21 protein-coding genes and 1 tRNA gene are annotated in these 26045 nt (G+C 47.1%); 10 read left to right on the top strand and 12 right to left on the bottom strand.

The genetic code is table 11. The features are described 5' to 3' along the window. Positions 1–9: 9 nt before the first annotated feature. Positions 10–1302, bottom strand: a complete 1293-nt coding sequence (aroA, locus tag ACEN8J_RS06750; RefSeq protein ID WP_495594369.1) for a 3-phosphoshikimate 1-carboxyvinyltransferase — start codon at positions 1300–1302, stop codon at positions 10–12. Between the two features lie 269 nt (positions 1303–1571). Here aroA and ACEN8J_RS06745 point away from each other — a divergent pair, with 269 nt between their 5' ends. Beyond that, positions 1572–1877 (top strand): rhodanese-like domain-containing protein, encoded by a 306-nt coding sequence (locus ACEN8J_RS06745; protein ID WP_010345522.1) that lies wholly within the window; start codon positions 1572–1574, stop codon positions 1875–1877. 248 nt (positions 1878–2125) lie between these two features. Here ACEN8J_RS06745 and gnd read toward each other — a convergent pair whose 3' ends face one another. Both gnd and ACEN8J_RS06735 read right to left on the bottom strand, forming a co-directional pair. Next, positions 2126–3532, bottom strand: coding sequence for an NADP-dependent phosphogluconate dehydrogenase (gnd, locus tag ACEN8J_RS06740; RefSeq protein WP_307346611.1), 1407 nt, complete (start codon positions 3530–3532; stop codon positions 2126–2128). Between the two features lie 173 nt (positions 3533–3705). Continuing rightward, complete coding sequence (locus ACEN8J_RS06735; RefSeq protein ID WP_039270817.1) at positions 3706–4305, bottom strand: YkzI domain-containing protein; 600 nt, start codon at positions 4303–4305, stop codon at positions 3706–3708. A 279-nt stretch (positions 4306–4584) separates the two neighbouring features. On the opposite strand from ACEN8J_RS06735, the gene ACEN8J_RS06730 reads away from it, so the two are divergent. After that, a complete protein-coding gene (locus ACEN8J_RS06730; protein WP_495594368.1) occupies positions 4585–5217 on the top strand; it encodes a DUF1054 domain-containing protein in 633 nt (210 codons plus the stop codon). A gap of 25 nt (positions 5218–5242) precedes the next feature. On the opposite strand, the gene ACEN8J_RS06725 is transcribed toward ACEN8J_RS06730, so the two are convergent. After that, positions 5243–6526, bottom strand: a complete 1284-nt coding sequence (locus tag ACEN8J_RS06725; RefSeq protein WP_340932581.1) for an MFS transporter — start codon at positions 6524–6526, stop codon at positions 5243–5245. Between the two features lie 187 nt (positions 6527–6713). Here ACEN8J_RS06725 and ACEN8J_RS06720 point away from each other — a divergent pair, with 187 nt between their 5' ends. Further along, complete coding sequence (locus ACEN8J_RS06720) at positions 6714–8189, top strand: aminotransferase class I/II-fold pyridoxal phosphate-dependent enzyme (RefSeq protein WP_029517663.1); 1476 nt, start codon at positions 6714–6716, stop codon at positions 8187–8189. Between the two features lie 108 nt (positions 8190–8297). On the opposite strand, the gene ACEN8J_RS06715 is transcribed toward ACEN8J_RS06720, so the two are convergent. Both ACEN8J_RS06715 and ACEN8J_RS06710 read right to left on the bottom strand, forming a co-directional pair. After that, positions 8298–8603 carry a DUF1292 domain-containing protein gene (locus ACEN8J_RS06715; protein WP_007431055.1) on the bottom strand — a complete coding sequence of 102 codons (306 nt, stop codon included), beginning with the start codon at positions 8601–8603 and terminating at the stop codon, positions 8298–8300. A 79-nt stretch (positions 8604–8682) separates the two neighbouring features. Next, complete coding sequence (locus ACEN8J_RS06710; protein WP_013310940.1) at positions 8683–9240, bottom strand: hypothetical protein; 558 nt, start codon at positions 9238–9240, stop codon at positions 8683–8685. Positions 9241–9441: 201 nt separating this feature from the next. Between ACEN8J_RS06710 and ACEN8J_RS06705 the strand changes: the two genes are divergently transcribed. Then, a complete protein-coding gene (locus ACEN8J_RS06705; RefSeq protein ID WP_039270813.1) occupies positions 9442–10200 on the top strand; it encodes an MBL fold metallo-hydrolase in 759 nt (252 codons plus the stop codon). 122 nt (positions 10201–10322) lie between these two features. On the opposite strand, the gene ACEN8J_RS06700 is transcribed toward ACEN8J_RS06705, so the two are convergent. After that, positions 10323–10559: a DUF3892 domain-containing protein gene (locus ACEN8J_RS06700; protein WP_495594367.1), complete on the bottom strand. Its 237-nt coding sequence runs from the start codon at positions 10557–10559 to the stop codon at positions 10323–10325. Between the two features lie 87 nt (positions 10560–10646). Then, positions 10647–11090 (bottom strand): GNAT family N-acetyltransferase, encoded by a 444-nt coding sequence (locus tag ACEN8J_RS06695; protein WP_029517666.1) that lies wholly within the window; start codon positions 11088–11090, stop codon positions 10647–10649. A 142-nt stretch (positions 11091–11232) separates the two neighbouring features. Between ACEN8J_RS06695 and ACEN8J_RS06690 the strand changes: the two genes are divergently transcribed. Then, a tRNA-Val gene (locus ACEN8J_RS06690) sits at positions 11233–11304 on the top strand. A 250-nt stretch (positions 11305–11554) separates the two neighbouring features. Here ACEN8J_RS06690 and nirD read toward each other — a convergent pair. Both nirD and nirB (ACEN8J_RS06680) read right to left on the bottom strand, forming a co-directional pair. After that, complete coding sequence (gene nirD, locus ACEN8J_RS06685; RefSeq protein WP_322251747.1) at positions 11555–11884, bottom strand: nitrite reductase small subunit NirD; 330 nt, start codon at positions 11882–11884, stop codon at positions 11555–11557. Between the two features lie 12 nt (positions 11885–11896). Next, on the bottom strand, positions 11897–14329 hold the full coding sequence (nirB, locus tag ACEN8J_RS06680; protein WP_495594366.1) for a nitrite reductase large subunit NirB: 2433 nt from the start codon (positions 14327–14329) through the stop codon (positions 11897–11899). Positions 14330–14775: 446 nt separating this feature from the next. On the opposite strand from nirB (ACEN8J_RS06680), the gene ACEN8J_RS06675 reads away from it, so the two are divergent. Both ACEN8J_RS06675 and ACEN8J_RS06670 read left to right on the top strand, forming a co-directional pair. Continuing rightward, positions 14776–15378, top strand: a complete 603-nt coding sequence (locus ACEN8J_RS06675; RefSeq protein ID WP_069010568.1) for an ANTAR domain-containing response regulator — start codon at positions 14776–14778, stop codon at positions 15376–15378. Positions 15379–15397: 19 nt separating this feature from the next. Then, positions 15398–16471 (top strand): anthranilate phosphoribosyltransferase, encoded by a 1074-nt coding sequence (locus ACEN8J_RS06670; RefSeq protein ID WP_029517670.1) that lies wholly within the window; start codon positions 15398–15400, stop codon positions 16469–16471. Positions 16472–16596: 125 nt separating this feature from the next. On the opposite strand, the gene nasC is transcribed toward ACEN8J_RS06670, so the two are convergent. Next, positions 16597–18777, bottom strand: coding sequence for an assimilatory nitrate reductase catalytic subunit NasC (gene nasC / locus ACEN8J_RS06665; protein ID WP_342426132.1), 2181 nt, complete (start codon positions 18775–18777; stop codon positions 16597–16599). A gap of 81 nt (positions 18778–18858) precedes the next feature. Then, complete coding sequence (gene nirB, locus ACEN8J_RS06660) at positions 18859–21033, bottom strand: nitrite reductase large subunit NirB (RefSeq protein ID WP_495594365.1); 2175 nt, start codon at positions 21031–21033, stop codon at positions 18859–18861. 419 nt (positions 21034–21452) lie between these two features. Here nirB (ACEN8J_RS06660) and ACEN8J_RS06655 point away from each other — a divergent pair, with 419 nt between their 5' ends. The 3 genes from ACEN8J_RS06655 (at position 21453) to ACEN8J_RS06645 (ending at position 25867) form a co-directional block, all read left to right on the top strand. Further along, positions 21453–22694 (top strand): nitrate/nitrite transporter, encoded by a 1242-nt coding sequence (locus tag ACEN8J_RS06655; RefSeq protein WP_340887096.1) that lies wholly within the window; start codon positions 21453–21455, stop codon positions 22692–22694. A 395-nt stretch (positions 22695–23089) separates the two neighbouring features. Then, on the top strand, positions 23090–24808 hold the full coding sequence (locus tag ACEN8J_RS06650) for an NAD-dependent malic enzyme (RefSeq protein ID WP_318627887.1): 1719 nt from the start codon (positions 23090–23092) through the stop codon (positions 24806–24808). A gap of 99 nt (positions 24809–24907) precedes the next feature. Beyond that, the gene (locus ACEN8J_RS06645; RefSeq protein ID WP_340885855.1) at positions 24908–25867 is read left to right on the top strand and encodes an AEC family transporter; all 960 of its coding nucleotides are present in this window, start codon (positions 24908–24910) and stop codon (positions 25865–25867) included. Positions 25868–26045 lie beyond the last annotated feature (178 nt).

The raw sequence follows: 26045 nt of genomic DNA, 5'->3' as shown, positions 1-26045 counted from the left end.
CGTTTGCTTTTACTTTACCCATTCTACAGAAGCACCAAGCGCCGTTAGATGGTCAAAATACTGCGGATACGATTTGGCAACATGATGTGCATCCTTGATCACTAACGACTTCTGTGCGCGTAAACCTACAATCGTCAAGGCCATAATAACACGGTGATCAAAATGCGCGTTAATTTCCACGCCACCTTCGACACCCTCCGGTCTGCCATGTACGATAATTTCCGCTTGACGTTCTTCTACCCGAGCTCCAGCCTTGGTCAGCTCATTCAAATAATCGGTAATGCGGTCACACTCCTTATACCGTAAATTCTCCACGTTATAAAAACGGGACGTGCCTTCAGCAAATACAGCCGCAGCCACCATTGCAAGCACAGCGTCTGTTGCAGCATCACCGTCAAATTCGACTGCTTTCAATCGACCATTGCCCTTCACAACGACGGTATCGTTCTCATGTGTCAGTGGTACTTCCATCATGCGCAGCACATCTACGATAGCGCGTTCTCCCTGTTTGCTCTGCTCCTTAAGACGATGGATGGTAACATCGGAATTCGTTACTGCAGCAGCCGCCAGCACCGCTGCACTCCCTGGATAGTCTCCCTGTACCGTATACGTACGTGGCTGATAGGATTGCCGTCCCGGGACACGGAAAAACATGTAATCATCGCTTGCATGAATGATAATACCAGCCTCTTGCAATACCTCCAGAGTCTGCCCAATGACCACCTTGGATTTCAAATCATGCAGCACTTCGATTTCACTGTCTTCCTCCAGTAAAGGCGTAAGGAATAGCAGGGCGCTCAAATATTGTGAGCTAACCGAGCCGGACACCTGAATTTTACCGCCTTTCGCCTGACCACCCTGAATACGAATTGGCAACTTACCTTCACGATGGTCTACTTTCACACCCAATTGCCCCAGTGCATCGATTAGATCATCATGTGGTCTTTTGCCCAATGAGTCGGGATATGTATTAACAAATGTAACATCCGGACATAGAGATGCAATACCCATCAAAAAACGGAGCACCGCTCCTGCATTTCCCACATTCAATTCCTTCACAGCTTGAGGATGGCTACCAAAACCTGTAATAACTATTTTTTCATCATCCTCTTCCAGTACTGCACCCAGATCGGCGATACAACGACGCATAGCATCACTGTCTTCACTATGGGCAGGATAATAAATGGTACTTTGTCCCTCAGCAAGTGCCGCAGTGAGCAGATAACGAGTAGTGTAGTTTTTAGAGGACAGGGCCCCAATCTCTCCTTGCAAGGAAGGGGTAGGTCTAACGATAACATCCATAATGTACATGCTCCTTTTCGGTTCAACCATCCTATTATACGTTAATTATACAAGTTGTAGCATTCATTTCTCCACCCAAAAAAATAAGAAATATTAATCTAGGTCGCCCGAGTGAATCCCGTCGGTTAATTAATCTATACCCGCCTTCAAGATTAAGCCGATTGACATCCAAGAGATAGCTTAGCTATCATACATAGAGTGTGTGTGACATTTTGCACACGCCAAAAACATACGTAGCACCCATTATATATCAGAAAAGAGGTCCGGCCATGACGCAAATCGCCCTGATTGAACCTTCTGAGTTGCGCGCACGTCTGCAAGCAGGAGAGCAATTGCAACTAATTGACGTCCGCGAAGCGGAAGAAGTAGCGGAAGGCATGATTGAAGGTGCCAAGCACATTCCGCTCGGACAGCTTCCGGGTCGTCTTGAAGAAATTGAACGCACCGGTGAAATTATCTTTATTTGCCGGAGCGGTTATCGCAGTGAACGAGCCTGCGAATATCTACAGCAGCTAGGTTATGAAGGCTGTACTAACATGACTGGCGGCATGCTGCAATGGTCACAGGAGCAATAGAATACCTACTTCACAAAAGAGACGGGAACCTTCCCGTCTCTTTTGTTTTAACTCAAAGCTTAGACGCGGTAATGCATTAAAATATTTTGTCCCTATCATACCATAGCGTCAAAAGATTACACAATCCTCTACTGCCATCATAATCGTATCCATAATTATAAATTAAAAAACGGAAGCTTCTTCTACCCATAGGGCAAAAAAGCTTCCGTTGTACTACATAATGCTATTCATGCATATCCATCCGTTCATTAGAACCATTGATGATGGAATACGCCTTCTTTGTCCACACGTTTGAACGTATGGGCACCGAAGTAGTCACGTTGTGCTTGCAACAGATTTGCTGGCAAACGCTCAGTGCGGTAGCTGTCATAGTATGCAAGCGCGCTGGAGAAACCAGGCACTGGAATACCTTGGGATACAGCCACGGAAATCACTTGACGCCATGCATCTTGATACGTTTCAACTACATTTTTGAAGTAAGAATCCAACAACAGGTTTTTCAAGGCAGGATCGCGGTCATATGCATCCTTGATATTTTGCAGGAATTGCGAGCGGATAATGCAACCGCCGCGGAAGATCATAGCGATTTTTCCGTATTTCAAATCCCAATCATATTCATCGGAAGCTGCACGCATTTGAGCAAAACCTTGAGCATAGGACACAATTTTACTTGCAAACAGTGCTTTACGTACGCTTTCGATAAATTCTTTCTTGTCGCCGCTGAAGGACTCAGCATTAGGACCGCTCAGCACTTTGCTTGCCGCAATGCGCTCGTCTTTCATAGCAGACAAGAAGCGGGAAAATACAGATTCAGTAATCATGGACAATGGCACACCCAGATCCAAAGCGCTTTGGCTTGTCCATTTACCTGTACCTTTTTGACCTGCAGCATCCAAGATCACATCTACCATAGGCTTGCCTGTTTCTTTATCATACTGGGAGAAGATATCAGCTGTAATTTCGATCAGGTAGCTGTCCAGTTCCCCTTTATTCCATTCCGTGAAGATTTCATGCAGCTCTTCTGCATTCACGTTTAGAACTGATTTTAACAGGTGATACGCTTCACCGATCAATTGCATGTCACCGTACTCGATACCGTTGTGCACCATTTTTACATAGTGACCAGCACCGTCGGGACCGATATATGTACAGCATGGGTCGCCTTCCACTTTAGCAGAGATTGCCGTTAGAATCGGCTCTACCAGTTTATAGGCACTTTCTTGTCCACCCGGCATGATCGCAGGACCATTCAAGGCACCTTCTTCACCACCGGACACGCCTGTACCAATAAAGCGAAGTCCTTTTTCCTCCAGCTCCTTGCTGCGGCGCTGTGTATCAGGGAAGTAGGCATTGCCTCCGTCTATAATAATGTCGCCCTTGTCCAGATGAGGCACAAGCTGTTCAATCGTGGCATCTGTAGCTTTACCGGCTTGAACCATGATCAGGATTTTACGGGGCGATTCCAATGAGTTCACAAATTCTTCAATGGAGAAAGTACCCGTCAGTTTTTTACCTTCTGCTTCTTTGATAAGATCGTGCGTTTTTTCTGGAGAACGATTAAAAACCGAGACAGTGAAGCCTCTGCTCTCAATATTAAGGGCTAAATTCTTACCCATTACCGCCAGGCCGATCACACCAATTTGCTGTTTTGCCATCTGGTTCCTCATCCTTTGCAACATATTTTGTCTTCTATATCGCCGCTTTACCGCATTACACTTTTTGTGAATCGGAATACGTGCACTTCTATTTTAACGTTTTTGGTGTAAGAAGTGAACCCCTGTCTATTCACAGATGAAAACACCCCATTTACATGAGGTGTTCAGATGTACTACGCTTCCATCATCAGCAGTTGGTGGGATAGCGTTTGCAGGCGCTCATGGCAATTCCCGATTTCAGCCTTATCTCCATCTGTCATCGCTGTGAACAGCTTCTCCAATGCATCGTCCACTTCCATTTTAAGCAGCAGCAGTCGGGTTTCTCCTTCATTGGAAGCGTACATATCCTCCATTTCCTGTGCTGACAGCACCGGTCCCTTCTGATAAATAACACGCTGCTTAAAGCCTGTAACCTCGACCAGACGAATGACCTCACCAAACAAAATATTTTCTACTAAAATATGATGGTCCTTGACTCTTTTGACAATGGCATGGCCCCGGGTGCTTCCAATCAGCTTCTCCAGCCACTCAGCCAGCTTGGCATCGCGAATTACATAATCTCCAGCCAGCTTGTAGTGTCCTGTGCGCAATTGTTGAAAACGGAGCTTCACCAGCTTGCGCCCGGTTCTCACCGACAAAACCAGATACGACTCATCCTCGCTCCAGTACAGCGAATACCCTTCCGATATCAAATCCTTGATCAGATTATGGATATGCCGACGGCTAAACCGGAGCTCTAGATTGCAATATTCTACCTCACAGCCCTTGTTCACGGCATTCCCTCCTTTTTCAAGTCCGATTCAAGAAGTCCGGCTACAGCAAGCCTGCGGCTTTCCCGCTTGATCTTCCCTTGCTCTATTTTATACTTCATTTTATGTAAGGGTACTTGGTTATTTGACCTATTTTTATGAGTAACAGCGCACAATCCTACTTTTGCCTTATATGCTTGTACCGAGCCTGGCCTAAAGTCGGTCAAGCCCGCTGACATTATGCTATAATCGGACATATTACGCCACTCGAAATGGCTTAACCCATTTACAGGAGGAAAAGGAATGACACTTAGTGGATTTACTGCAAAGGACTTCGATGTTTTTGAAATACCGGGGTTGGAGCCTCGTATGGAAGTACTGATTCAGCAGGTTCGGCCCAAGCTGGAAGCGATTGGCGAGGAATTAGCTCCGTTTCTAACAGATTTATGTGGGGAGCCTATGCATGTTCACGTTGCCAAGCATGCACGACGCAAAGTCAATCCCCCGATAGATACATGGGTAGCCTGGGCGGCAAATAAACGCGGGTATAAGGCGTTGCCCCATTTCGAGGTAGGTATGTTTGCTTCCCATATTTTCGTCATATTCGCAGTCATTTATGAAAGTCCCAATAAAATAACGTTTGCCCAGGCGCTTGAAGCCAACCTGAGCGATGTGCGCTCTAACATACCGGGCCATTTTTACTGGTCCATGGATCATATGGCTTCAGAAGGTACAGAACAGCAGCACATGGACACTGAAGAGTTTCAAACGATCATCCAAAAGCTGCAACAGGTAAAAAAAGCCGAGGTCATGTGTGGGCTCCGTATTGATCGTAATGACCCTCTCGCCAGTGACGGAGCAGCATTGCTGCAGACGGTGCGTTCCACCTTTGAGCATTTGCTGCCGCTGTACCGAATGTCTTTCTCGAAAGAGTAGCCCTCGCTGCTTTTCAAGGCGCTGTTCAGGCCTCCACAGTCTTCCTGCGTGGATTCCGCGCCAGAGCCAAGTGGCAGCCAAACATGAGCAGCATCACGACCCCACTGATGATAAATGGAGCTGTGTGTCCAGCACGGTCCCATAGCACTCCTGAAACGAGCGGGCCTATAACCATGCCGGAGCCTTGAAGTGTTAAAAAAAAGCCCCATACCGTTGCTCGCTCGTTTTCCGGAATCAGTCGGGCAAGAAACGTGTTCCATGCAGGCAAAATGAGCGCATATCCCAAACCAATAAGCGCTACGGATACAAACACCAGCGGAATAGATCGAACGATTGAGAAGAAAAACAGCGTAATTCCGGCTAACAAAAAGCCAACATGTAGAAAATACTCCGTTCCAAGTCGGTCGACCAATTTGCCGCAAGGGATCAGTGCCAGCACAGTCACCCCACCGCCTGCAATCAGGAGCACGCTGTACAGGTTCGGTGAAATCCCAAGGTCCGTCCGAGCGTATAGCGTAAGTACTGGGCTGATCAAACCGATAACAAAAGACTGCAAAAACAGCGCCGGGTAAATTAACGGATTGACGTTAAGCTTTGTTTTGAGTACGCCGATCGTCTCTTGGATTCCCCTTAGAGTCCCCCGCTTCTGCTTTATGTACCCATCAGACGACACTAGAGCGCTCTGTTCGAGGTCAACTTTGTCAGCAGACCTTTTCGGTCCTGGCAGCATGAGAGCAACCAACAACAACACAATACTGCATCCTATCAACATCATGAACACCATGCCGTAAGAATGTCCATAGTGGGATATGGCGAAGTTCATAATGAGCGGGCCCAATCCTGTTCCGCCCATAGACGCAATTTCCAGTGTACCCATCGCCGCGCCATTGCTGTTATTAGGCCCGGACATTTCAGTCGTTCCGGTCATAACACAAGGCCAGAGCGGAGAAGTACCTAGACCGAGCAGCAGACACGCGACGACGAGCCACACGGGCTCTGTCAGTACGCTCAGCATAATAATCGCTACAAGCGTAAACAACAGCGCGGTCGACATCGTTCCACGGTAGCCGAGTCGTTCAGCCATCCAGCCCGCCGGTGCCCGAAACGCGTTGTCTCCAAAATACTGAAGTGAAAAGGCCAAACCAATAACCCCAGCCGACAAACCAAGCGTTTCTCCCATATATACCGGCAGGATGGATACCAGAAGAGATCCTTTCATAAATTCGACCAGAAATACCAAAACCCATAATTTAGTAAAAAAAGGAGTCCACAACCGCTGCGGAGCTTTTTTTCGTCCTATTTGTCTCATCTAATCCACATCCTCCACCTTCATTTTTTGGCTATAAAGACCGGGTTCTCCGCCTACTCCACTCTTTCGCAAATAAATGCGCCCTCAATCGCTTGCATTCCTACTTTAAACTGCTATACTCAATTTTGTTCTATTATCACTTGCACAGGATTGTCGAAATCCTGCACGAAAGGTTGTGACAACACTAATGAATCAAAGCAACACCCCGCTTTTTACTGCTTTGAAAAAGCATGCTCAGAGCAACCCGGTTCAATTTCACATCCCAGGTCATAAAAAGGGAGTGGGAGCAGATTCGGAATTTCGCGAATTTATGGGGGATAATGCCTTTTCCATAGATATGATCAACATCGCTCCATTGGACGATCTGCATCAGCCTTCAGGCGTCATCGAAGAAGCTCAAAAGCTTGCAGCAGAGGCCTTCGGAGCTGATTATACGTATTACAGTGTACAGGGGACAAGCGGAGCCATCATCACCATGATTATGTCGATTTGCATGCCTGGTGATAAAATTATTGTACCCCGAAACATACACAAATCTATAATGTCTGCCATTATCTTCGCTGGTGCGAAGCCGGTATTCATTTCTCCAGTCAGTGATGAGAATCTCGGTATTCACCACGGGGTTACAACCAAGTCCGTACGCCGGGCATTGGAACGCCACCCTGACGCCAAGGGCGTCCTTGTTATCAACCCGACATATTACGGTGTGTGCGCCGATTTGAAGGAAATTGTAGATCTCGCTCACAGCTATAATGTGCCGGTCCTGGTCGATGAGGCTCATGGAGTACTGATTCATTTTCACTCTGATCTACCGATGTCCGCCATGGAGGCGGGAGCAGACATGTCAGCTACAAGCGTTCACAAGCTGGGTGGTTCCTTGACTCAAAGCTCAATCCTGAATGTAAATACGAAAAACGGATTCGTTAATCCGCAGCGTGTACAAACGATTTTCAGTATGCTGACAACAACGTCGACTTCGTATATTCTGTTGGCTTCGTTAGACACATCCCGACGTAATCTGGCCCTTAACGGTCATGAAATAGCACAACGCGCCCTTGATTTGGCTGAATATTGCCGCTCAGAGGTTAACAAGATTGAAGGGCTATATTGCTTTGGTAGTGAAATTCTCGGCACGGAAGCTACCTACGATTATGATCCAACCAAAATTACGGTTCATATCCGCCATTTGGGCCTTACCGGATACGATGTGGAAAATTGGCTGAGAGATCACTATAATATCGAGGTTGAACTTAGCGATATGTACAATATTCTTTGTTTGGTGACCCCTGGGGATACCAAAGAGGAAATTGAAATTTTGTTGAAAGCTCTGCGTGAGCTGGCTTCTCTGCACTATTCCACAGGTCAGGAGCATGAGCTGGTTGTAAAGATACCAGATATCCCTCAGCTCTCCCTCATTCCAAGAGACGCTTTTTATGGAGATACGGAAATCGTGCCCTTCAAGGAATCTGCTGGTCGCATTATTGCAGAATTCATTTATGTGTATCCACCGGGTATTCCGATCTTACTGCCAGGAGAAGTTATTTCGCAGGACAATATTGATTATATTGTTGATCATGTAGAAGTAGGCCTGCCTGTTAAAGGACCCGAGGACCGAACAGTACATCAGGTGAAGGTTATCGTCGAGACTGACGCTATTTCATAATATTGATCGGACAACACATGCTTACAAAATATGTTGATAGTCAAGAAAAAAAGCCTCCATTTGGGGGCTTTTTTTCTTAAAGAGCTATAACAGCTACTACATCCAATTCTATTCGTATTGGGCAACAAGCTCACTATATGCAGCTTCTACACGTTTCCACTCATCTTCGTCCTCAATATTGTAAAGCACCATTTCTTCGTTTTCTTCTTCCATACGAAGAATAATGCCATCCGCTTCGGGATTGCCTCGCTCAAGCAGAAGAGCATAAACGTGATCTTCTACATCAAAGGTCTCTACCAGCACCATTTCTACATCTTTACCATTTTCATCAGTTAGCGTAAGAACCATTTCTTCATGTTCGTGGTCATGATCGTGGTTGCAGGCTTCACCGTGTTCATGTTTGTGATCACTCATGGAAATACCTACCTTCAAATTGTTTTATTTTCCCCCGTATCGTAACATGATCAAGGGTGCAGGTCAATTTGTGGTATGCCTAATTTATCGCTGTAATGACTTTTTCGGACACCAAGGTATAGCTGCCATCTTTGCTCTCTTTAATGTAGAAACCAACCCGGTAATTCCCTGCTGTTTTGAAATCATACGTAAAGTCGTTCGTACGGAACCAGAAGTTATCCTTTTGTGCTCCTTTGATATCTTGGGACTGAATATCCTTCACGTTGCCCGAAGGGTCGGTGATCGCTACCTTCACTCCGGAGATATCTGTTTTCAAGGTATCAATTTGACTAAATACATTAAATTTCACTTTATTGCCTTTATTCACGTTACCAAACACAGTATCTCCCTTGAACAGGAACATATGCACGTTAGGCTGGTCGAAAACAACTTTTCCACCGGATGGATCAAAATTTACAAGTCCGTTAAAATCACGGATGGGCACATAGGTCTTCCCATCAATGACAACTGCACCATCTTTTGACACCTCTCCATTAATAATCAACTGCACTTGGTCCTTGGCGGATTCCGCCGAAATGGCGGTCCCTCCCATTATTGAAAAGGCCATCATTAGGGCCATCACTCTTCTCCATTTCATCACTACTAATCCCTCCATCGTCATCTGTTAAAAACCTTCTGTCGTACATTTATACCTAGCTCAGCCGCACAAGTTGCGCTGTGTTTCACAAATTGTCCAAAGTTTTTACAGAAGGAGCCAAATCTTTAGTTCCAGCAGCATAGGTGGTAAAATACGACTGTAGAATGTCCTAGTACACAAAGTCTGGAGGATAGATCCATTATGAGCCTAACGATACAAATGCTTGGCACAGGCAGTGCCTTTGCCAAACATTATTACAACAACAACGCGCTGCTGGACAGCGGAGAAGGCAAACTGCTAATCGATTGTGGTACAACCGCTTCGTTAGCATTACACCAAATGCGCGTTCCTTTGCCTGATATTGACGCCATTTTAATCACACATATTCACGCAGATCATGTCGGAGGTTTGGAGGAATTCGGTTTTCAAATGAACATTCTCCATCGTCGCAAGCCTCTACTTTATATCGCCGAACCCCTAATCCACCCTTTATGGGAGCATACACTCAAGGGCGGGATGTCACAGCAGGGTATGATTGACAAGCTTGAAGATGTATTCGAGGTAAACGTAATAACGCCTGGTGTGCCCACTACATTAGTATCCGGTATCCAGGTGGAGCTGATCCCTACACGGCATATTCCTGGTAAAAACAGTTATTCCTTATTCATAAATGACCGACTTTTTTATAGTGCAGATATGGTTTTTGACCCTGATTTGCTTCATCATCTGGTGCATGAACGAGGATGTCGGAGTATTCTGCATGAGGTTCAATTACAAGGTGCCGGAGAAGTCCATACGACGTTGAACGAGCTGCTAAGCTTGGCGCCATCTCTTCAAGAGCGGATTCATTTGATGCACTATAGTGATGATATGGAACAATTCAGGGATAAAGCTGGCGTCATGTCCTTTCTGGAACAGCAACGATTATATCAACTTGCAGAGTTGGAACGTGCAGAGTAGCATGCTAAATACAGCTTAACAATTAACAAAAAGCCGCCTGGCTATCCTTTGTAGGAAAGCCAGGCGGCTTGCTAGTTCTTGAATATATTGATGAACTTGCATTCTAATGTTGCGAGTTAAGGTCAGAACAATGGCAGTTGATCCAGGTTATTAGAAGGATCTCCGTCGGCATCTCCCCGAATTCGTTTGCTGCCATCCTTGGCCTTGAAAACGTTAACGCCTGCAATTGAGCCTGTCTCAATCTCATTCAAAGCTTGGCTATAATCTAAAATTCGACCGGTAGATGTCTGAAAAGACGTAAGGTCGCCATCCCCGTTTTTACGTACTGCTTTAATTCGCTCCCGTTCTGTATTAGCCATGCTGTATCGCTCCTTATCCATAATATAGTGGAGGAACTTTTACTAGCATGCGCATTGTACAGATTTGTATGCACCTTGCGCTGCCGACTACAACTTTTTGCGCATACGAACATGCGGTATTCCCGCATCGTCAAAAGGTTCATCGGAGATCGTCTCGTAGCCAAGCTTTTCGTAAAACTTCTCGGCTTGACATTGGGCATCTAGCAACGAGTATCTTAACCCCAATTCACGTGCACGTTCCTCCAGTGCTAGCAGTAATACACGTCCATAACCTGCGGCACGATGCTCCTTGAGAACGGCAATACGTTGCATTTTAGCTGTATCTTCCTCATAGTATGTCAACCGACCAGTGGCCACCATTTCACCATGTTCACAAATTAGCAAATGATGGGCCGTATCTCCCAGCTTGTCATAATGGTCAATTTCTAAATCGAGAGGAACCTTTTGCTCATCGACAAACACTTTGGTACGGATCGATATTGCCTCCTGTAGCTGCTCCTCTGTTGTTACACTTATAATTTCTGCGGCCATCACCTGTTCCCCCTATCATTAACTCCAAATTTGTAAACTCACTAAATTCGAATTATATATATAAATGGTCATGAAGTACAGGCTGACTTCTATTTTTTCACTTTACATATATGGTTAATACATGATATTATCTAATAACCGAAGGACGGTAGCTCAGCGGGAGAGCATTATCTTGACAGGGTAAGGGTCATGGGTTCGATCCCCATCCGTCCTATTCGTCAAAAGCCTTGATATTCAAGGCTTTTTTTGTTTGTCTAGGGATAAATCCAGTTATCCTGTTTTTTAATCAAAATGATACTTATAAGATAAAAAAGCCGCCCGGAAAGATAGGGTCGACTTTTCTGTATACTCAGATCGTTGTACTTTAACAATTCCATTTTTACTTCAGCAAAGCTTTTCACCTTAATCCTTCTATTTATATAGAAGAAAAAAAGCAGGACCTCAGCACAATACGCATAGAACTCTTAGATTACGATATAAACCGCCCCGCTCTCACCGTCAATCTCCGTCGGGTAAGCAGTCACACATCCAGTATCTGGCTCTTGCACCCGACCAGTGGAAAGGTCAACTTTCCAGTCATGGAGCGGACAATGGATTGCTGAGCCACATATCATTCCTTCGGATAACCGTCCCCCTTTGTGCGGACAACGATTCTCAAGTGCATGCACGCTGCCATCACTCAGACGGAATACAGCTATTTCTGTATCATGAATGCGAACTGTCCTTGCTCCACGTCGGTCAATTTCGTTCAAATTAGCTATTCTGATTTTGTTGGTTGTCGTATTGGTCTCCATTTTGTCAGCCCCCTATTCCATTACTGGCTTAAGTTCCGGCAGCTGCACAAAATTTTTGCGCAGCTCTTCGTTGTGAATAATTTCGTGCCACGGATCAGTCGTCGTGCTTAATGTCTCTTCAATTCTGGTCACCAGTTGCTTCCTCGTCTCTGCATCCGAAAGTGCCTGTTTGATGGATTCCACTCCGACCCGTTCCAACCAATGGGCTGTGCGTTCGTTCCAATTAGCCTGCTCACGATAATACTGCAGATAGGCACCGGTCCATTCCATCACTTCATCCTCGGTTTTAACGGTACAAAGTAGTTCAGCTGCCCGGACCTTGATACCGCCGTTACCTCCAACGTAGATCCCCCAGCCACCGTCAATAGCAACGACGCCCAAATCCTTGATCGTCGCTTCAGCGCAGTTACGCGGGCAACCGGACACAGCCAGTTTGACTTTGGATGGAGCATTCAGACGTTCAAATGCCTTTTCCAACCGGATGCCCATCCCCATAGCATCCTGCGTGCCAAAGCGGCAAAAGGTGTTACCTACACACGTCTTAACCGTTCGCAGCGTCTTTCCATAGGCATATCCAGACGGCATATCCAACTCGGCCCAGATCCCTGGCAAGTCCTCTTTTTTCACACCAAGCAGGTCAAGACGTTGGCCACCCGTAAATTTAACTAGAGGCACATTGTATTTCTCCGCGACAGCAGCAATTTTCTTCAGGTCGGCAGGTGAAGTAACTCCTCCATAAATGCGGGGCACGACAGAATAGGTGCCATCTTTTTGTATATTGGCATGGTACCGTTCATTCGTAAATCTGGATTCCTTCTCATCTTCATAATCCACTGGCCATAGCATACCTAGATAATAATTGAGGGCCGGCCGACATTTAGTGCAACCTTCCGGTTCGTTCCATCCCAGCACATTCATCACTTCTTTGACACTCTTTAATCCCATCTCCCGAATGCCATCAATGATCGCTTCCCGGTCAAGCGTCGTACAACTACAAATACCCTCTTTCATCGTTTCTCCGGCTTCTGCGCCTGCGTATAGCTGTAAGAGTCCCTCCACTAATGGCTTGCAGCCGCCACATGATGCCGATGCTTTTGTGCATGCCTTAATCTCCCCGACACTCCGGCAGCCAGCCGCAACCGCCTCTCCAATGTCACCCTTGGATACACCATTACATCCGCATACAGTTTCGTCATCAGGCATCTGCTCCAGCATCATGGAGCCACTAGCTTCTGGTTGACCGGGATTGAAGCCAAGTAATAACTCTTTCTCTCGGCCAACCACCGACTCGCCACTTTTGATCAACGAAAACAGCATGGCTCCGTCAGACGTATCCCCAAACAGAACGGCTCCGATCAGTTTTTCTTCCTTGATTACGATTTTTTTGTAGACGCCACCAATATCATCCTGATACCGCAGGGAGCGTGTTCCCGGTTCATCCTTGTAATCCCCTGCTGAAAACACGTCGACACCCGATACCTTCAACCTTGTCGAGGTAACAGAACCACTGTAGCCGGGAGTCTCCATTCCCGCGAGTCGCTGAGCCAGTACACCACCTTGCTCATATAATGGAGCAACCAGCCCGTAAGTGATTCCCCGGTGTTCTGCACATTCTCCAACGGCGTAGATGCCGGGGATATTCGTTTCCATGTGATCATTTACGATGATCCCGCGGTTTACAGGGATTCCCGCCGACACCGCCAGTTCAATGTCTGGTTTGATGCCTACCGCCATAACGATCAGATCCGCTTCCAACTCGCTGCCATCGGCAAATTTCAACCCTTCCACGCGGCGACGTCCTGTTATAGCCGCCGTCCGCTTATTGACCAGAAATGTCATTCCTTGCTCTTCCAGCTCGCGCCGTAGCATAAGGGAAGCAGCCTCATCCAGCTGCCGATCCATAATATATCCGTTAATATGGATAACTGTGACGTCCATCCCCAAGTTAAGCAGCCCCCTGGCTGCCTCTAGTCCAAGCAATCCGCCACCGATGACGGCTGCTTTTTTGTGCGTCTTCGCCGTCTCCATCATCGTTTCACAGTCACGAATATCCCGGAAACCGATAACACCATCCTTGTCGGCCCCTGGAAGCGGCAGAATAAAGGCTTTAGACCCCGTTGCCAACAACAACAAATCATAAGAGATGCATACGCCGGAGCGTGATGTCACCTGCTGCTTTTCCGTGTCGATAGCTGTGACAGGATCATCGGTATACAATCGAATATTGTTGTCTTCATACCAACTCCAGTCGTTGATGACAATATCCTGCAAACCAGCCCCTCCCGCCAGAACGGAAGACAGCATGATCCGGTTATAGTTTGGATGGGGCTCGGCCCCGAATACCGTAATCTCATAGCTACCTGGTGCAAGCTTCAGCAAATGTTCGAGAGTGCGTATCCCCGCCATTCCGTTGCCGATCAACACTAACTTTTGGATATTGTTCATCAGGTCACTCCCCTTCCATTTGTATCCTCAAAACATAAAAAGCCCGCTTCACATATGGGGATTCAAAATATCCCCCCACATGAGAAAACAGGCTCCATTGCCGTTTCATCGAATACGCCGTTGTATCCATCAGAGTATGGAATTAAAAAGTATTGTAGCTAATATATAATGGTTCAAATGATATGTCAACATTCCTAACGCATAAACTTATAAAAAATTATATTTTATCACCATGTAACATGTCTATGACGTATAAAATATCACTCCCCTACAAAATTAGGATTGATTTTCAGACCAAAACACGCCAAAATGGTTTAAAAGTCCGTTTCAACTTGATGATGGTGGAAAAATAAAGCAAACGGATAAAATCACATGTCATATTTGTTATCAATGAATACCATCCCCATCGCTAACTACCCTTCATATTACAGAGAGGAGGAGCCCGCTTGCGTTCCTTGTTGGTAATTCACTTACATTCTGATCATGTATCTGAGCAGACACACGCCGTTTCCTCATGGCAGGCAGGACCTGAACACCTTTTAGAATCCAACGGATACCTAACTCTGCCCTGCCGCAATGAATCTGAAATCAAACAGCTAATCCTTAATGCAGATGCGGCGGTACTAAACATCCCTGTAGGCATGATTAGCATGTGGGGTGGCAGGCTGGAGCAAGCCAAAGCGGTTCCGTTGCTCTGGTGGTGCAGCGCAGAATCAGCGCTATCATCGACAGAGGCTTGTGAAGCTGATGTCACTGTTGATGGCATTCTAACCCCTTCTATGGCAGCCCATGAGCTGAATTGGGCTCTTCATTTTAGTGCCAAACGCTTTTTTGAACGCCAGCACTGGCAAAGTGAACGCAAGCAACTGACCGCTCGGTTGGAAGAACGCAAATGGATTGATATGGCGAAAGGAATACTTGGAGAAGTAAACGGTATCCCGGAAGCGGAAGCATATGATGTGCTGCGGAGAAAAGCAATGAACGAACGCAAACGTATCGTTGATGTGGCAATTTCCATCGTCAAAGCACAGCAAATGCTAAAAGCATAAATCTGAAAGGGGCCTGAACATGAATATCATTGAAATATTAAAAGAAGTGGGTCGTGGCAAAAGGGGCGCCCGGGATCTGAATTACGCCGAAGCCGAAGCTGCTGCCGAACTTATTATGACCCAGTCAGCAACCCCTGCTCAAATCGGAGCTTTCTTTGCCGCGGAGCGCATTAAAATGGAGAGTGTTGGCGAGCTGGAAGCATTCGTAAACGTCTGCCGTAAATATACCCATCGCTACCCGATGCATAAAGGTATTGATTTCGCCGGTCCGTATGATGGCAGGAAGTCTTCATTTATTGCCACCTTCGCAACGGCCTTTCTACTCGCCTCATGCGGAATTCCTGTAACGATGCATGGTAGTGCACCCCTCCCTCCCAAATGGGGTGTTACGCTCCCGCTTTTATTGCAGGAAATGGGAGTAACGCCCCGGAACATGACGCGTGAAATCGCCGTTCATGCCGCGAAGCTGACTGGTGTACTGTTCGTAGCCTCCGAACAGTGGTGTGTGCCCCTGCGAGATATGCGGCCCATTCGCGAAGAACTGGGGCTTCGCACAGTGCTGAATACTGCCGAGAAACTGGTTGATTACGGTTCTTCCCCATATATTGTATTCGGCGTTTTCCACAATACCGTGTTCGAAAAGACGGCGAAACTCATACAAAATCTGAATTACCACAGAGCTCTGATCGTCCAAGGGAGCGAAGGATCGGAGGATCTGTTCATCGATCGGCCGACCCGGACTTACCTGCTTGCTAACGGCGAGGTATCATTACAGGTTATTGATCCGGAAATGTACGGACTGGATTCGGTGGTACCAGAGCATAACTGGACCCCCGCTGAACAACTGCGCATTACGGAGGAAGTGCTACAAGGCATAGCTTCTTTAGCCTTTTCGAATCAAGTGTTACTCAACAGTGCGGTCCGACTGTTCGTTGCAGGGCGAGTTGACTCCATAGAGGAAGGTTTGTATACCTGCAAACCGCTGCTAGAAAATGGGCACGCCTGGGGTTTGTATTGTCACTGGCGGGAAGCCATGCTCAGAACAGAAATAAAAACGGGAGCAGACAGATCTGAAACCCGATTGCATTTATAATTACTGGCGTCACGCAGTCTGTGATTACGAGCCCTAAACTGTCCAACTCAAAAAGGCTAGCTCCCTCACTCATACAAGGGGGCTGGCCTTTTATGCAAAGAAAAAGTCACTTACTCCGTCCTGCTCTAGAACTCCGACCATTCCTCGTTATCTGCACTGGTTGCGGCTGCAGCCAGATGAAGGGGACGGATGCGTACAGCTGCCGTTTTGAAGCCAGGCATCCGACAGAACGGATCAAGATCAGGGCGGGTCGCCCGATTAACATTTTGTATCCCACCCCAATGCATGGGCACGAAGAGCGTATCTTCGCGGATATGTGGTTTGATCCGGCTGCGGACAGTGAAGCTGCCGCGCTGTGATGCTATTTCTACCCACTCCCCGTCCCTGATGTGCCAGCGTCGCGCTGTCCGCGGATGAATTTCCACATAATTCTCAATCTCTCGCGCGGCCAGCGACGGACTTCTGCGCGTTTGTGCACCGGTCAAATAGTGAGCCAGTACACGGCCGTTCGTCAAAATAAGCGGGTACTCCTCTGATATCTCCTCTCCTGCTCCACAGCTTTCAACCACCGTAAAAACAGCCTTTTGATCAGAATGGGCAAAGGTTTCCCGAAACATTGTATCCATACCGGCTCTGTCCGTAGACGGGCATGGCCAATATACTCCTTCTTCACGACGCAGCCTGTCGTATGTGATCCCGTAGTAATCGGCAGGACCGCCCCGGCTGGCGAGCCGCAGTTCTTCAAAGATATGCTCGGCATCCCTGTACGAGAAATAGCCGCCCTTGTTTAGCTTTGCAGCCACCTGACACAAAATGTTCCAGTCATCTCTAGCCTCGCCTGGTGCGGGCCTCGCCGCTTCCCGTAGCAGAACGCGGCCCTCCAGATTGGTCATCGTCCCCATATTCTCCAAATAAGATGTCACAGGCAAAACAACGTCAGCCATTCGCGCGGTTTCCGTGAGAAACATATCCGCCACAACCAGCAGATTCAGCTTTTTGAGGGCTTTCTCCACCAGCCGGACATTCGGGTTAGATACAATAGGATTAGAGCCCATCACGAACAAAGCTTGGATTTGTTTCTGATGGACAAGCTCCATCATTTCATAGGCGGACACCCCTTTTCCTGGCAAACTGCTTGGTTTCACTCCCCATACGGACGCCACATAGGCTCGATCTTCTTCATCCTCAATCGATCTGTAACCAGGAAGCTGGTCAGCCTTTTGGCCGTGCTCTCGTCCCCCTTGCCCGTTTCCCTGACCTGTGATAGCTCCATAACCGCATCCTTCCCTTCCAATCTTGCCAGTGGCCAGCACCAGATTAAGAAATGCACGCACCGCCATATGTCCATCTGTCTGCTGTTCAACACCCCTGGCCGTAAAAACGATGCCCGTCTCCACACTGCCAAAGGCACGTGCTGCCTGCTGGATCATTTCTACTTCAATTCCGCACAACGCAGCCGATTCTCTCAGATCCACACCCTTCAAATGAGTCAACAGCTGGTCATAGCCGTTGGTCCGCTTGCGGATAAACTCTTCATTCGCAAATCCCTCATCCACGATGACCTTTAGCATGGCATTGGCCAGCACAGCATCCGTACCCGGCTTGATTTGCAGGTGCAAATCAGCGGCGGCCGCCGTTGGTGTCGCGCGCGGGTCAATTACGATGACAAAGGCGCCGTTTTCCTTCGCCTGGTGAAAGTAAGGCATTAAGGTCGGCTGGCATTCAGCGATATTCGTACCTGCGAGCACAATACAACGAGCCAACGGAATATCAGCCAGCCTGCAGGTCAGTCCGCGATCAATGCCAAACACTTTACTGCCAGCGGATGCCGCTGCCGACATGCAGAAGCGCCCGTTATAGTCGATATATCGCGTACCTACAGCCACTCTTGCAAATTTGCCGAGTAAATAAGCCGTTTCATTGGAGAGTGAACCTCCACCGTAAATTCCGATTGCATCAGGACCTTGTGTGGACAGTAGCGTAGAGAAACTGCTAGCTATAGTATCCAACGCCTCCTCCCACTTGACGGGAACCAGTTGGCCCTCTTTGCGAATGAGGGGCTGTACCAGCCTTTCCGCATGAGTCGCATGCTGATGCGCATTCATTCCCTTGATGCACAACCTACCCTGCGAGGCTGCATTATGCTTCCCTTCCGCCTTATACACTGTACGAATGATACCCGCAAGTGTCTCTGTACCCGTGCTAACGGTCATCTTACATTGCACGCTGCAAAACGGGCACTGCGTATCCATTACTGACGGTACATGTAGCCCAGCTTCCGGTTTGCCTTCTCCCGACTGACACATCAAAGCCACCTTCCTTTCGCCATTTTTCGGAATTTTATCGTCTGCACGATAGATAATTCGCCATAACTCCAACTCAACCCGTCATCCTGTCAGCATTGTGGTCCGCAGACTACCCGCTAGACCACTTCGAAGAGCAGCGTCAAGCACACTTTCCCGTAATGCCAGAACACCAGTCCTTTCAATCCACTCCCACATTTTTTCCCCATACCGGGCACTATGTCGGTATATTTGCAAGCAAGTTGCAGTCAGCAGAACCGCTTCTGTCGGGTCTTCCTCCAATCCAAGCAGGTGCCCCTGGCGAACCGGATGCTCTGCCTGGCCACCCGCATAGACCTCCCAGCCTGCTGGAGAACGAGATATTCCAATATCGTGGACAAGTACACCTCCGGGATACGCCGATCCAGGACAAATAGCAACTCTAACTAATGCTGGCAATGCGAGACTTCCCCATAAAGTTGCCAACCGCTCTCTTAGCCAGGCTACTTCTACAAATGCCTGATCCATCAGATCCGACTCAACAAAAGACCGATCCTCGGCATTTAGGTTCGTAAAGCGCAGACCCGCAGAGGGCGCCTCTCCTCCGTACTGCGGTGTGACCTGAACCGCAACGCCAGCCCCTAATGGATTTGTCGCAGATCTGTCGCGCAACCCGAGAGATTCCAAGTAATAAAGTACAGCCGGACGACACAATTCACACCCCTGCTGTCTAGTCCAACCGAGACGGGATACTACTTCACCTGGAGTCTGACAGATTGCGTCCACCATAGCTGTTTTAAGCGAATCATGATCGTAATGCGTACATCCACAAACAGGGACAATTTCTTGGGCGGTTGGAGTAACTACAGGTCCGGAATCTGTGGATCGGGACAAACTATTTTTGACCAGTGCAGCCACCAGCGGCCGACATCCCCCACAGGAACCGGACGCTTTGGTCCGGCTCTTCACCTCTTCCACCGTCTTCAGCTTATCCGTGGCAATCGCTCGCAAAATAGCCCCCTTACTCACGCCGTTGCACGCACATACCGTTTCTTCTTCCGGCAGTGCGGCTGCCGCATCCTCTGCTTTGCTCCGGCTGTTATCCCGGGATGCAAGCTCTGTAGCGGACGCCCCGCGCCGTACCATTCCGAGCAGCGAGGTACTTTCCGCCGTATCTCCGTACAAAATGGCGCCAGTGACAGCGCCGCCGCGCATCATCACTTTTTTATAAACCTCCAGCATTCCGTTATATTCCATGGCCGCTGTCTCGTTTCCCTCATCGCGAATGTCTCCTGCGGAAAACACATGGATCCCCGCTACCTTGAGCTGCGCATACGGAACCGTCCCTTCATAGGGAGCCGTTTCACGACCACAAATAACTTTTGCCAGCACTTTGCCCTGCTCATATAGCGGCGCCACCAGTCCGTATGAAATCCCACGGTGCTCAGCACATTCGCCGACGGCATAAATACCAGGAATACTCGTGCGCATATAATCATCCACGACAATGGCGCGGTTTACGGTCAGACCGCTGTCCTGAGCTAATTCGATATTCGGTCGGATACCAACCGCCAGCACAACCAAATCCGTGTCCAGCCTGTTCCCGTCCGCAAACATCAAGCCTTGCGCCCTGTTTCGGCCTATGATGTTGACCGTTTCCTTCGCCAAATGAAACCTCATGCCCTGTTCCTCCAACTTTCGCTGCAGAAGCACAGCTGCCGTCCGGTCAAGCTGACGGTTCATAAGATACTGCGCATTATGAACAACCTCAGTTTCCATCCCTAGATTCAGCAGGCCTTGAGCAGCTTCAAGTCCTAACAGCCCCCCTCCGATAACCGTGGCCCTGCGGTATGTTTTGGCATATCTAGCCATGGTTTCACAATCATTCACATCACGAAAAGCAATTACTCCCTGTTTTCGCACTCCAGGAATGGGCGGAATGAAAGGTAATGAGCCCGTTGCCAATATGAGCATGTCATAAGGTTCTTTCATGCCGGATTCCGTTTCCACCATCCCGGTTGCAACATCAATACGACAGACGCGTTCACCCGCGTACAGCTTTACCCCGTTCTCTTCATACCAGTCCCAGTCATGGGTAACGATATGTTTAAATGAGCTCTCCTCCTGAAGCATTTTGGACAGGAGCACTCGGTTGTACCCGGGACGGGGCTCTGCACCAAATATCGTGATTTGGAACCGCTCTGGCTCCAAATTGAGTATTTCCTCCACACATTTGATGCCTGCCATACCATTGCCGACGACGACCAGTTTTTTCATCATGTTAAACCAGCCCCATTCTCAGAATAAAATAAGACAGAAAAAGCCCTTCTCCATTCAATGGAAAAGGGCACCGTTGCCGTAAAAGTCGGCACATCGTTGTGCCGATATGTATCTAAGATTACTGAATTGTGAATGTCATGTCAACATTCAATACATGAAAACTATATTTTCACCTTTTATTTAATTTTTTTCTCGCATTTGTGTTATGTATATTGACATACAATAGATCCTTTTTTATAATTTGAATTAAAATCACTCCAACGTGATCATACCAAGTCGACTCACAATGAAGTGTGTCAACCACGGCAATGAAGCCGCAAACCGTTTCCTAGATACCATGTAGGGGCGATTTGCGGCTTTTCATGTTCAAATTACATTTTGCAGACAAAGAACAACAATTAGAACAGGAGAGATGGAGAATGAACAAAAAAAGTTTCTGGAAAAGCGGACACAAGCCCACCTTATTTGGTTCCTTTCTGTATTTTGATATCAGTTTTATGATATGGGGGATGATCGGACCGTTGGCCGTTGTAATTGCCAATGATTATCCAATGGACCCTGTACAAAAAGCCAATCTTGTCGCTCTACCCATACTCGGTGGTTCCCTGCTGCGGCTCGTGCTCGGATTCATGTCGGATTATATCGGTCCCAAGCTCACAGGACAGATTGGTATGCTTGTCACGATCATCCCGCTTTTGCTCGGCTGGCTGTGGGTTGATTCGCTGGAGCAATTATACGTTGTTGCCCTACTCCTGGGCGTAGCTGGAGCTTCATTTGCAGCTGCGCTGCCGTTAGCCGGTCAATGGTACCCCAAAGAGCATCAAGGCTTGGCTATGGGAATTGCCGGAGCCGGTAATAGTGGTACCGTCCTTGCGACTTTGTTCGCCAACCGCATTGCTCAACATTTTGGCAGTTGGGAAGCCGTTTTCGGATTGGCCATCCTCCCCATCTTAATCGTCTTCATTCTGTTCAGTATTTTTGCCCGCAACAGCCCTCACCGCCCGGCACCAAAAAATCTGTCGCAATATGCTTCGGTGCTCAAACAGAGGGATGCCTGGGTATTCTGTGCCTTTTATTGCGTGACGTTTGGCGGATTCGTTGGCCTTTCTAATTATTTGACTATTTTCTTCAATACCCAGTATGGCCTCTCCGCGGTACATGCCGCCGATTTTGCAACCGTTTGTGTGATTGCCGGAAGCTTTTTTCGTCCTGTAGGTGGCTTTTTATCCGATCGGATTGGTGGTTCACGCATGCTAATGTACTTGTATGCGGGGGCCGGGATTATGCTCGCCGGCATTGCGTTTTTACCGCCACTTACCGTGGTAGTTGTGCTGCTGTTCGTAGGCATGATGTGCCTTGGCGCTGGCAACGGCTCTGTATTCCAGCTCGTGCCGCAGCGCTTCGGCAACGAAATCGGGCTCATGACCGGCATCGTCGGCGCTGCTGGTGGCATAGGCGGGTACTTTCTCCCTCTTATACTGGGTCATCTGTACAAATCAACGGGTTCCTATATGCCGGGCTTCATCTGTCTGAGCCTACTTACGTTCTGTGCCTTTACCCTCGTCATCATAATGCAATTGAAATGGCGTAACAGCTGGATGCGACGCTCTGCTACAGCTACTGATGAAGCCGTCAATCGCATTGGAGAATTAAATGCCTGATATTCATTAAATATAAAGCTGCGAAAAATATAAAGCTGCGAAGCATTGAATTGTTCCTCAAACATCCCTATAGCCCAAAAAATGGCTTAACTTCGTTTATATAAAATGAAGTTAAGCTATTTTTTATGCACACTCAATCGAATCACACCTATAAAAACTATGATAAACATCACATTAGATCAATATTTTCCGAAAATATTATGAAAATTAAATGAAATTTTCATTTAAAAACATTGAAAATCGCTTTCATTTTCATAATTTCTCTTATGTAAACACTTATATAACCATTTTTCACACAACATACTTGTTCACTTGGTTTAAAATAAGGCGTATACTTGTTCACGAATTGTTCAAGGATGAACTAAATGTAATTTTCTAGAAAGAAGGAATTAAAAATGCGTGCTTTTCATTTTACGGAAGACGGATCTATCGAAACCAAATTAACCGGAAAAGATCTACTTGCCAACCCACTGCTGAATAAAGGAGTGGCTTTTACCTTGGAAGAACGGAAACAACTTGGACTTGACGGTCTCCTTCCTCCTACGATATTAACTATTGAGGAGCAGGTTCAACGGGTTTACGAGCAATTTCAGAGCCAACCGGATAATTTGCGTAAAAATGTTGCGTTAAATGATCTTTTTAATCGCAATACGGTCCTTTATTATCGTTTGCTCTCTGAGCACCTAAGCGAAATGCTCCCGATTGTTTATACACCAACAGTAGGCCAGGCTATACAGGAATACAGTCATGAATATCACAAGCCCGGTGGTATGTATTTATCTATTGATAATCTGGCGGGTATCGAAGAGGCTTTTAAGAATTTGAACCTGGACCCTGATGATATCGACCTGATCGTAGCCACAGATTCCGAGAGTATTTTGGGAATCGGGGACTGGGGAGTCGGAGGTATTAATATCTCTATTGGTAAGCTTGCTGTGTATACAGCTGCTGCTGGTATAGATCCTAGCCGGGTGCTGGCAGTTGTTCTTGATGCAGGTACAAACAACGAGAAGCTATTGGAAGATCCTTTATATATGGGGAATCGTCACAAACGTGTACGTGGAGAACAATATGATCAATTTATTGACACTTATGTTCAGGCTGCACTTTCCTTTTTCCCGAATGCTCTGCTGCACTGGGAAGATTTGGGCAATGTCAATGCACGGAACATTATCAATAAATACGGAAATAGTATTTTGACTTTTAATGACGACATTCAGGGTACTGGAGCGGTTACACTCGCAGGTGTGATGTCCGGTGTTCAATTGTCCGGAATCCCACTGAGCAAGCATCGGGTTCTAGTCTTTGGTCCAGGAGCTGCCGGAATCGGCAATGCAGACCAAATTAGCGCCGCCATGATGCTGGAAGGACTGTCAGAAGCAGAAGCAAGACGTAACTTCTGGGCTTATGATTACCGTGGCCTGCTTACCAACGAAACAGAAGGACTTTTTCCATTTCAGGTTCCTTATGCGCGTGATGCTGCAGAATGCCGTGACTGGGAACATGCTGAAGATGGAAAAATCCCTCTGCTTGAAGTCATTCGCCGCGTGAAACCGACGATTATGATTGGTACTTCCGGTGTTAGTGGGGCATTTAGTGAGGAAATCGTTAAAGAAATGGCCAAACATACAGAACGTCCTATAATTATGCCTATGTCCAACCCGACTCCACTTGCAGAAGCAACTCCGCAAGATTTGATCCACTGGACCGAAGGAAAAGCCCTGATTGCAACAGGAAGTCCTTTTGAGCCGGTGATCTATAACAATATTAAGTTTGAAATTGGGCAATCCAACAATGCTTTCGTGTTCCCGGGTCTTGGTCTTGGCGCAATCGTGGTAAAATCCAAAATCATAACAGATAGCATGTTTGCTGCAGCTGCCCATGCAGTAGCTCAAATGGTGGATTTGTCGCAGCCTGGTGCTTCCCTGCTGCCAAAAATCAATGAATTACGCGAAGTATCTGAAGCGGTAGCCGTGGCTGTGGCCAAGGCAGCAGTTCAGGATGGAGTAGCGCGTCATCAACCGGACGATATCGCACAAGCAGTTCGAGATGCGATGTGGGACTGTAAATATAAACCCATCAAACAATATGGTCAGGAAGCGGTCCTGGTTTAAAAAATAGCGAACAACATCAAATTTATACTTGCATACGCAAAGTGATTATTTAACTGATGTCCGCCATTTTTGGCGGACATCTTCATTGGAGGCGACATCATGGCTACAGGTCATATTTTTATTATCTTAATTCCTATTTTCTTTGTCATTTTAATTGGTTATTTCGCAGGATTGTTTAAAGCTTTTAACCCCGCTTCTTCTAAGGGATTAAATACACTCGTGACGAAGTTTGCTCTACCCGCACATTTGTTTATTGGGATTACGACGACACCAAGAGAGACGTTGATTCAAAAGTGGCCCTTTCTTGTGGCTTTGCTACTTGGTGTAATCGGCTTTTATATTGTATTGCTCATTGTTTATCGCTTAATTGCCAAAAAAGGCCTGACTGAATCCTCCATGTTCGCATTGAATTCAACACAGCCTTCTTTTGCATTCATGGGAATTCCGGTTCTGGGCAGCTTGTTCGGAAGTGCGTCAGTCGCCATCCCGATTGCGATTACCGGGATCGTCGTTAATGCCATTCTTGATCCGCTTGCAAGTATTTTGGGAACGGTCGGCCAGCGCAAAACAACAGAATCCGACGGCACTAAAGGCAACTTATTTAAAGTCACTATGAAATCAGTCCTTCATGGACTCAGCGAGCCACTTGCCTGCGTACCTTTGTTTGGTGTCATATTGACTCTATGTGGATTCCACGCTCCGAAACTTTTACAATCCATGTTTGATCAAATCGGCAATGTTACTGCCGGTACAGCCCTATTTGCCATCGGGGTAACCATTGGTATCAAGAAGATTACGTTCAGTCCAAAAGCACTTAGCATTGCTGTGCTGAAAGCCATCGTAATGCCTATTGTTATGCTCGGTATTGCTGTTCTGATAGGACTATCCCATGAAGATGTAAGCAAAGCCGTACTGCTTGTCGCTTTTCCCGGCTCGGCTGTGGCCGCTATGATTGCTACCCGTTATGAAACACTGGAAACGGAAGCTGCATCTGCATTTGTTATTAGCTCAGTTTTATCGCTCATTTCACTACCCTTGCTCATTTCACTTCTTTTATAAGGGACAGAAAAGTTAAGAACCCTCAATGCAATCCAGGTATTTATAGGTGTAAAGCAAACCCGTTTGTCCTCATTTATCTTATTTTTTAAATATTGTCTGAACAATAAAGTGATTTAGTAAGAATTGAGTTGGAAAAACAACATAAATCCAGTTTGCCGACAAGCGGCGGCCCCATCGT

The organism is Paenibacillus sp. Paensp38, assembly GCF_059491915.1.
The sequence above is the reverse complement of the archived record's forward strand: the minus strand, read 5'-3'. Positions and strand labels throughout refer to the sequence as shown.

Bases quoted from the DNA above. Each gene is read 5' to 3' on its own strand.
- ACEN8J_RS06655 (WP_340887096.1), top strand. From the start codon at position 21,453: ATGAACAAAAAAAGTTTCTGGAAAAGCGGACACAAGCCCACCTTATTT.
- ACEN8J_RS06670 (WP_029517670.1), top strand. From the start codon at position 15,398: ATGAATATCATTGAAATATTAAAAGAAGTGGGTCGTGGCAAAAGGGGC.
- ACEN8J_RS06715 (WP_007431055.1), bottom strand. From the start codon at position 8,603: ATGAGTGATCACAAACATGAACACGGTGAAGCCTGCAACCACGATCAT.
- nirD (WP_322251747.1), bottom strand. From the start codon at position 11,884: ATGGAGACCAATACGACAACCAACAAAATCAGAATAGCTAATTTGAAC.
- ACEN8J_RS06645 (WP_340885855.1), top strand. From the start codon at position 24,908: ATGGCTACAGGTCATATTTTTATTATCTTAATTCCTATTTTCTTTGTC.
- ACEN8J_RS06695 (WP_029517666.1), bottom strand. From the start codon at position 11,090: ATGGCCGCAGAAATTATAAGTGTAACAACAGAGGAGCAGCTACAGGAG.
- gnd (WP_307346611.1), bottom strand. From the start codon at position 3,532: ATGGCAAAACAGCAAATTGGTGTGATCGGCCTGGCGGTAATGGGTAAG.
- nasC (WP_342426132.1), bottom strand. From the start codon at position 18,777: ATGTGTCAGTCGGGAGAAGGCAAACCGGAAGCTGGGCTACATGTACCG.
- aroA (WP_495594369.1), bottom strand. From the start codon at position 1,302: ATGGATGTTATCGTTAGACCTACCCCTTCCTTGCAAGGAGAGATTGGG.
- ACEN8J_RS06730 (WP_495594368.1), top strand. From the start codon at position 4,585: ATGACACTTAGTGGATTTACTGCAAAGGACTTCGATGTTTTTGAAATA.
- ACEN8J_RS06710 (WP_013310940.1), bottom strand. From the start codon at position 9,240: ATGAAATGGAGAAGAGTGATGGCCCTAATGATGGCCTTTTCAATAATG.
- ACEN8J_RS06705 (WP_039270813.1), top strand. From the start codon at position 9,442: ATGAGCCTAACGATACAAATGCTTGGCACAGGCAGTGCCTTTGCCAAA.
- ACEN8J_RS06650 (WP_318627887.1), top strand. From the start codon at position 23,090: ATGCGTGCTTTTCATTTTACGGAAGACGGATCTATCGAAACCAAATTA.
- ACEN8J_RS06725 (WP_340932581.1), bottom strand. From the start codon at position 6,526: ATGAGACAAATAGGACGAAAAAAAGCTCCGCAGCGGTTGTGGACTCCT.
- ACEN8J_RS06745 (WP_010345522.1), top strand. From the start codon at position 1,572: ATGACGCAAATCGCCCTGATTGAACCTTCTGAGTTGCGCGCACGTCTG.
- nirB (WP_495594365.1), bottom strand. From the start codon at position 21,033: ATGATGAAAAAACTGGTCGTCGTCGGCAATGGTATGGCAGGCATCAAA.
- nirB (WP_495594366.1), bottom strand. From the start codon at position 14,329: ATGAACAATATCCAAAAGTTAGTGTTGATCGGCAACGGAATGGCGGGG.
- ACEN8J_RS06700 (WP_495594367.1), bottom strand. From the start codon at position 10,559: ATGGCTAATACAGAACGGGAGCGAATTAAAGCAGTACGTAAAAACGGG.
- ACEN8J_RS06720 (WP_029517663.1), top strand. From the start codon at position 6,714: ATGAATCAAAGCAACACCCCGCTTTTTACTGCTTTGAAAAAGCATGCT.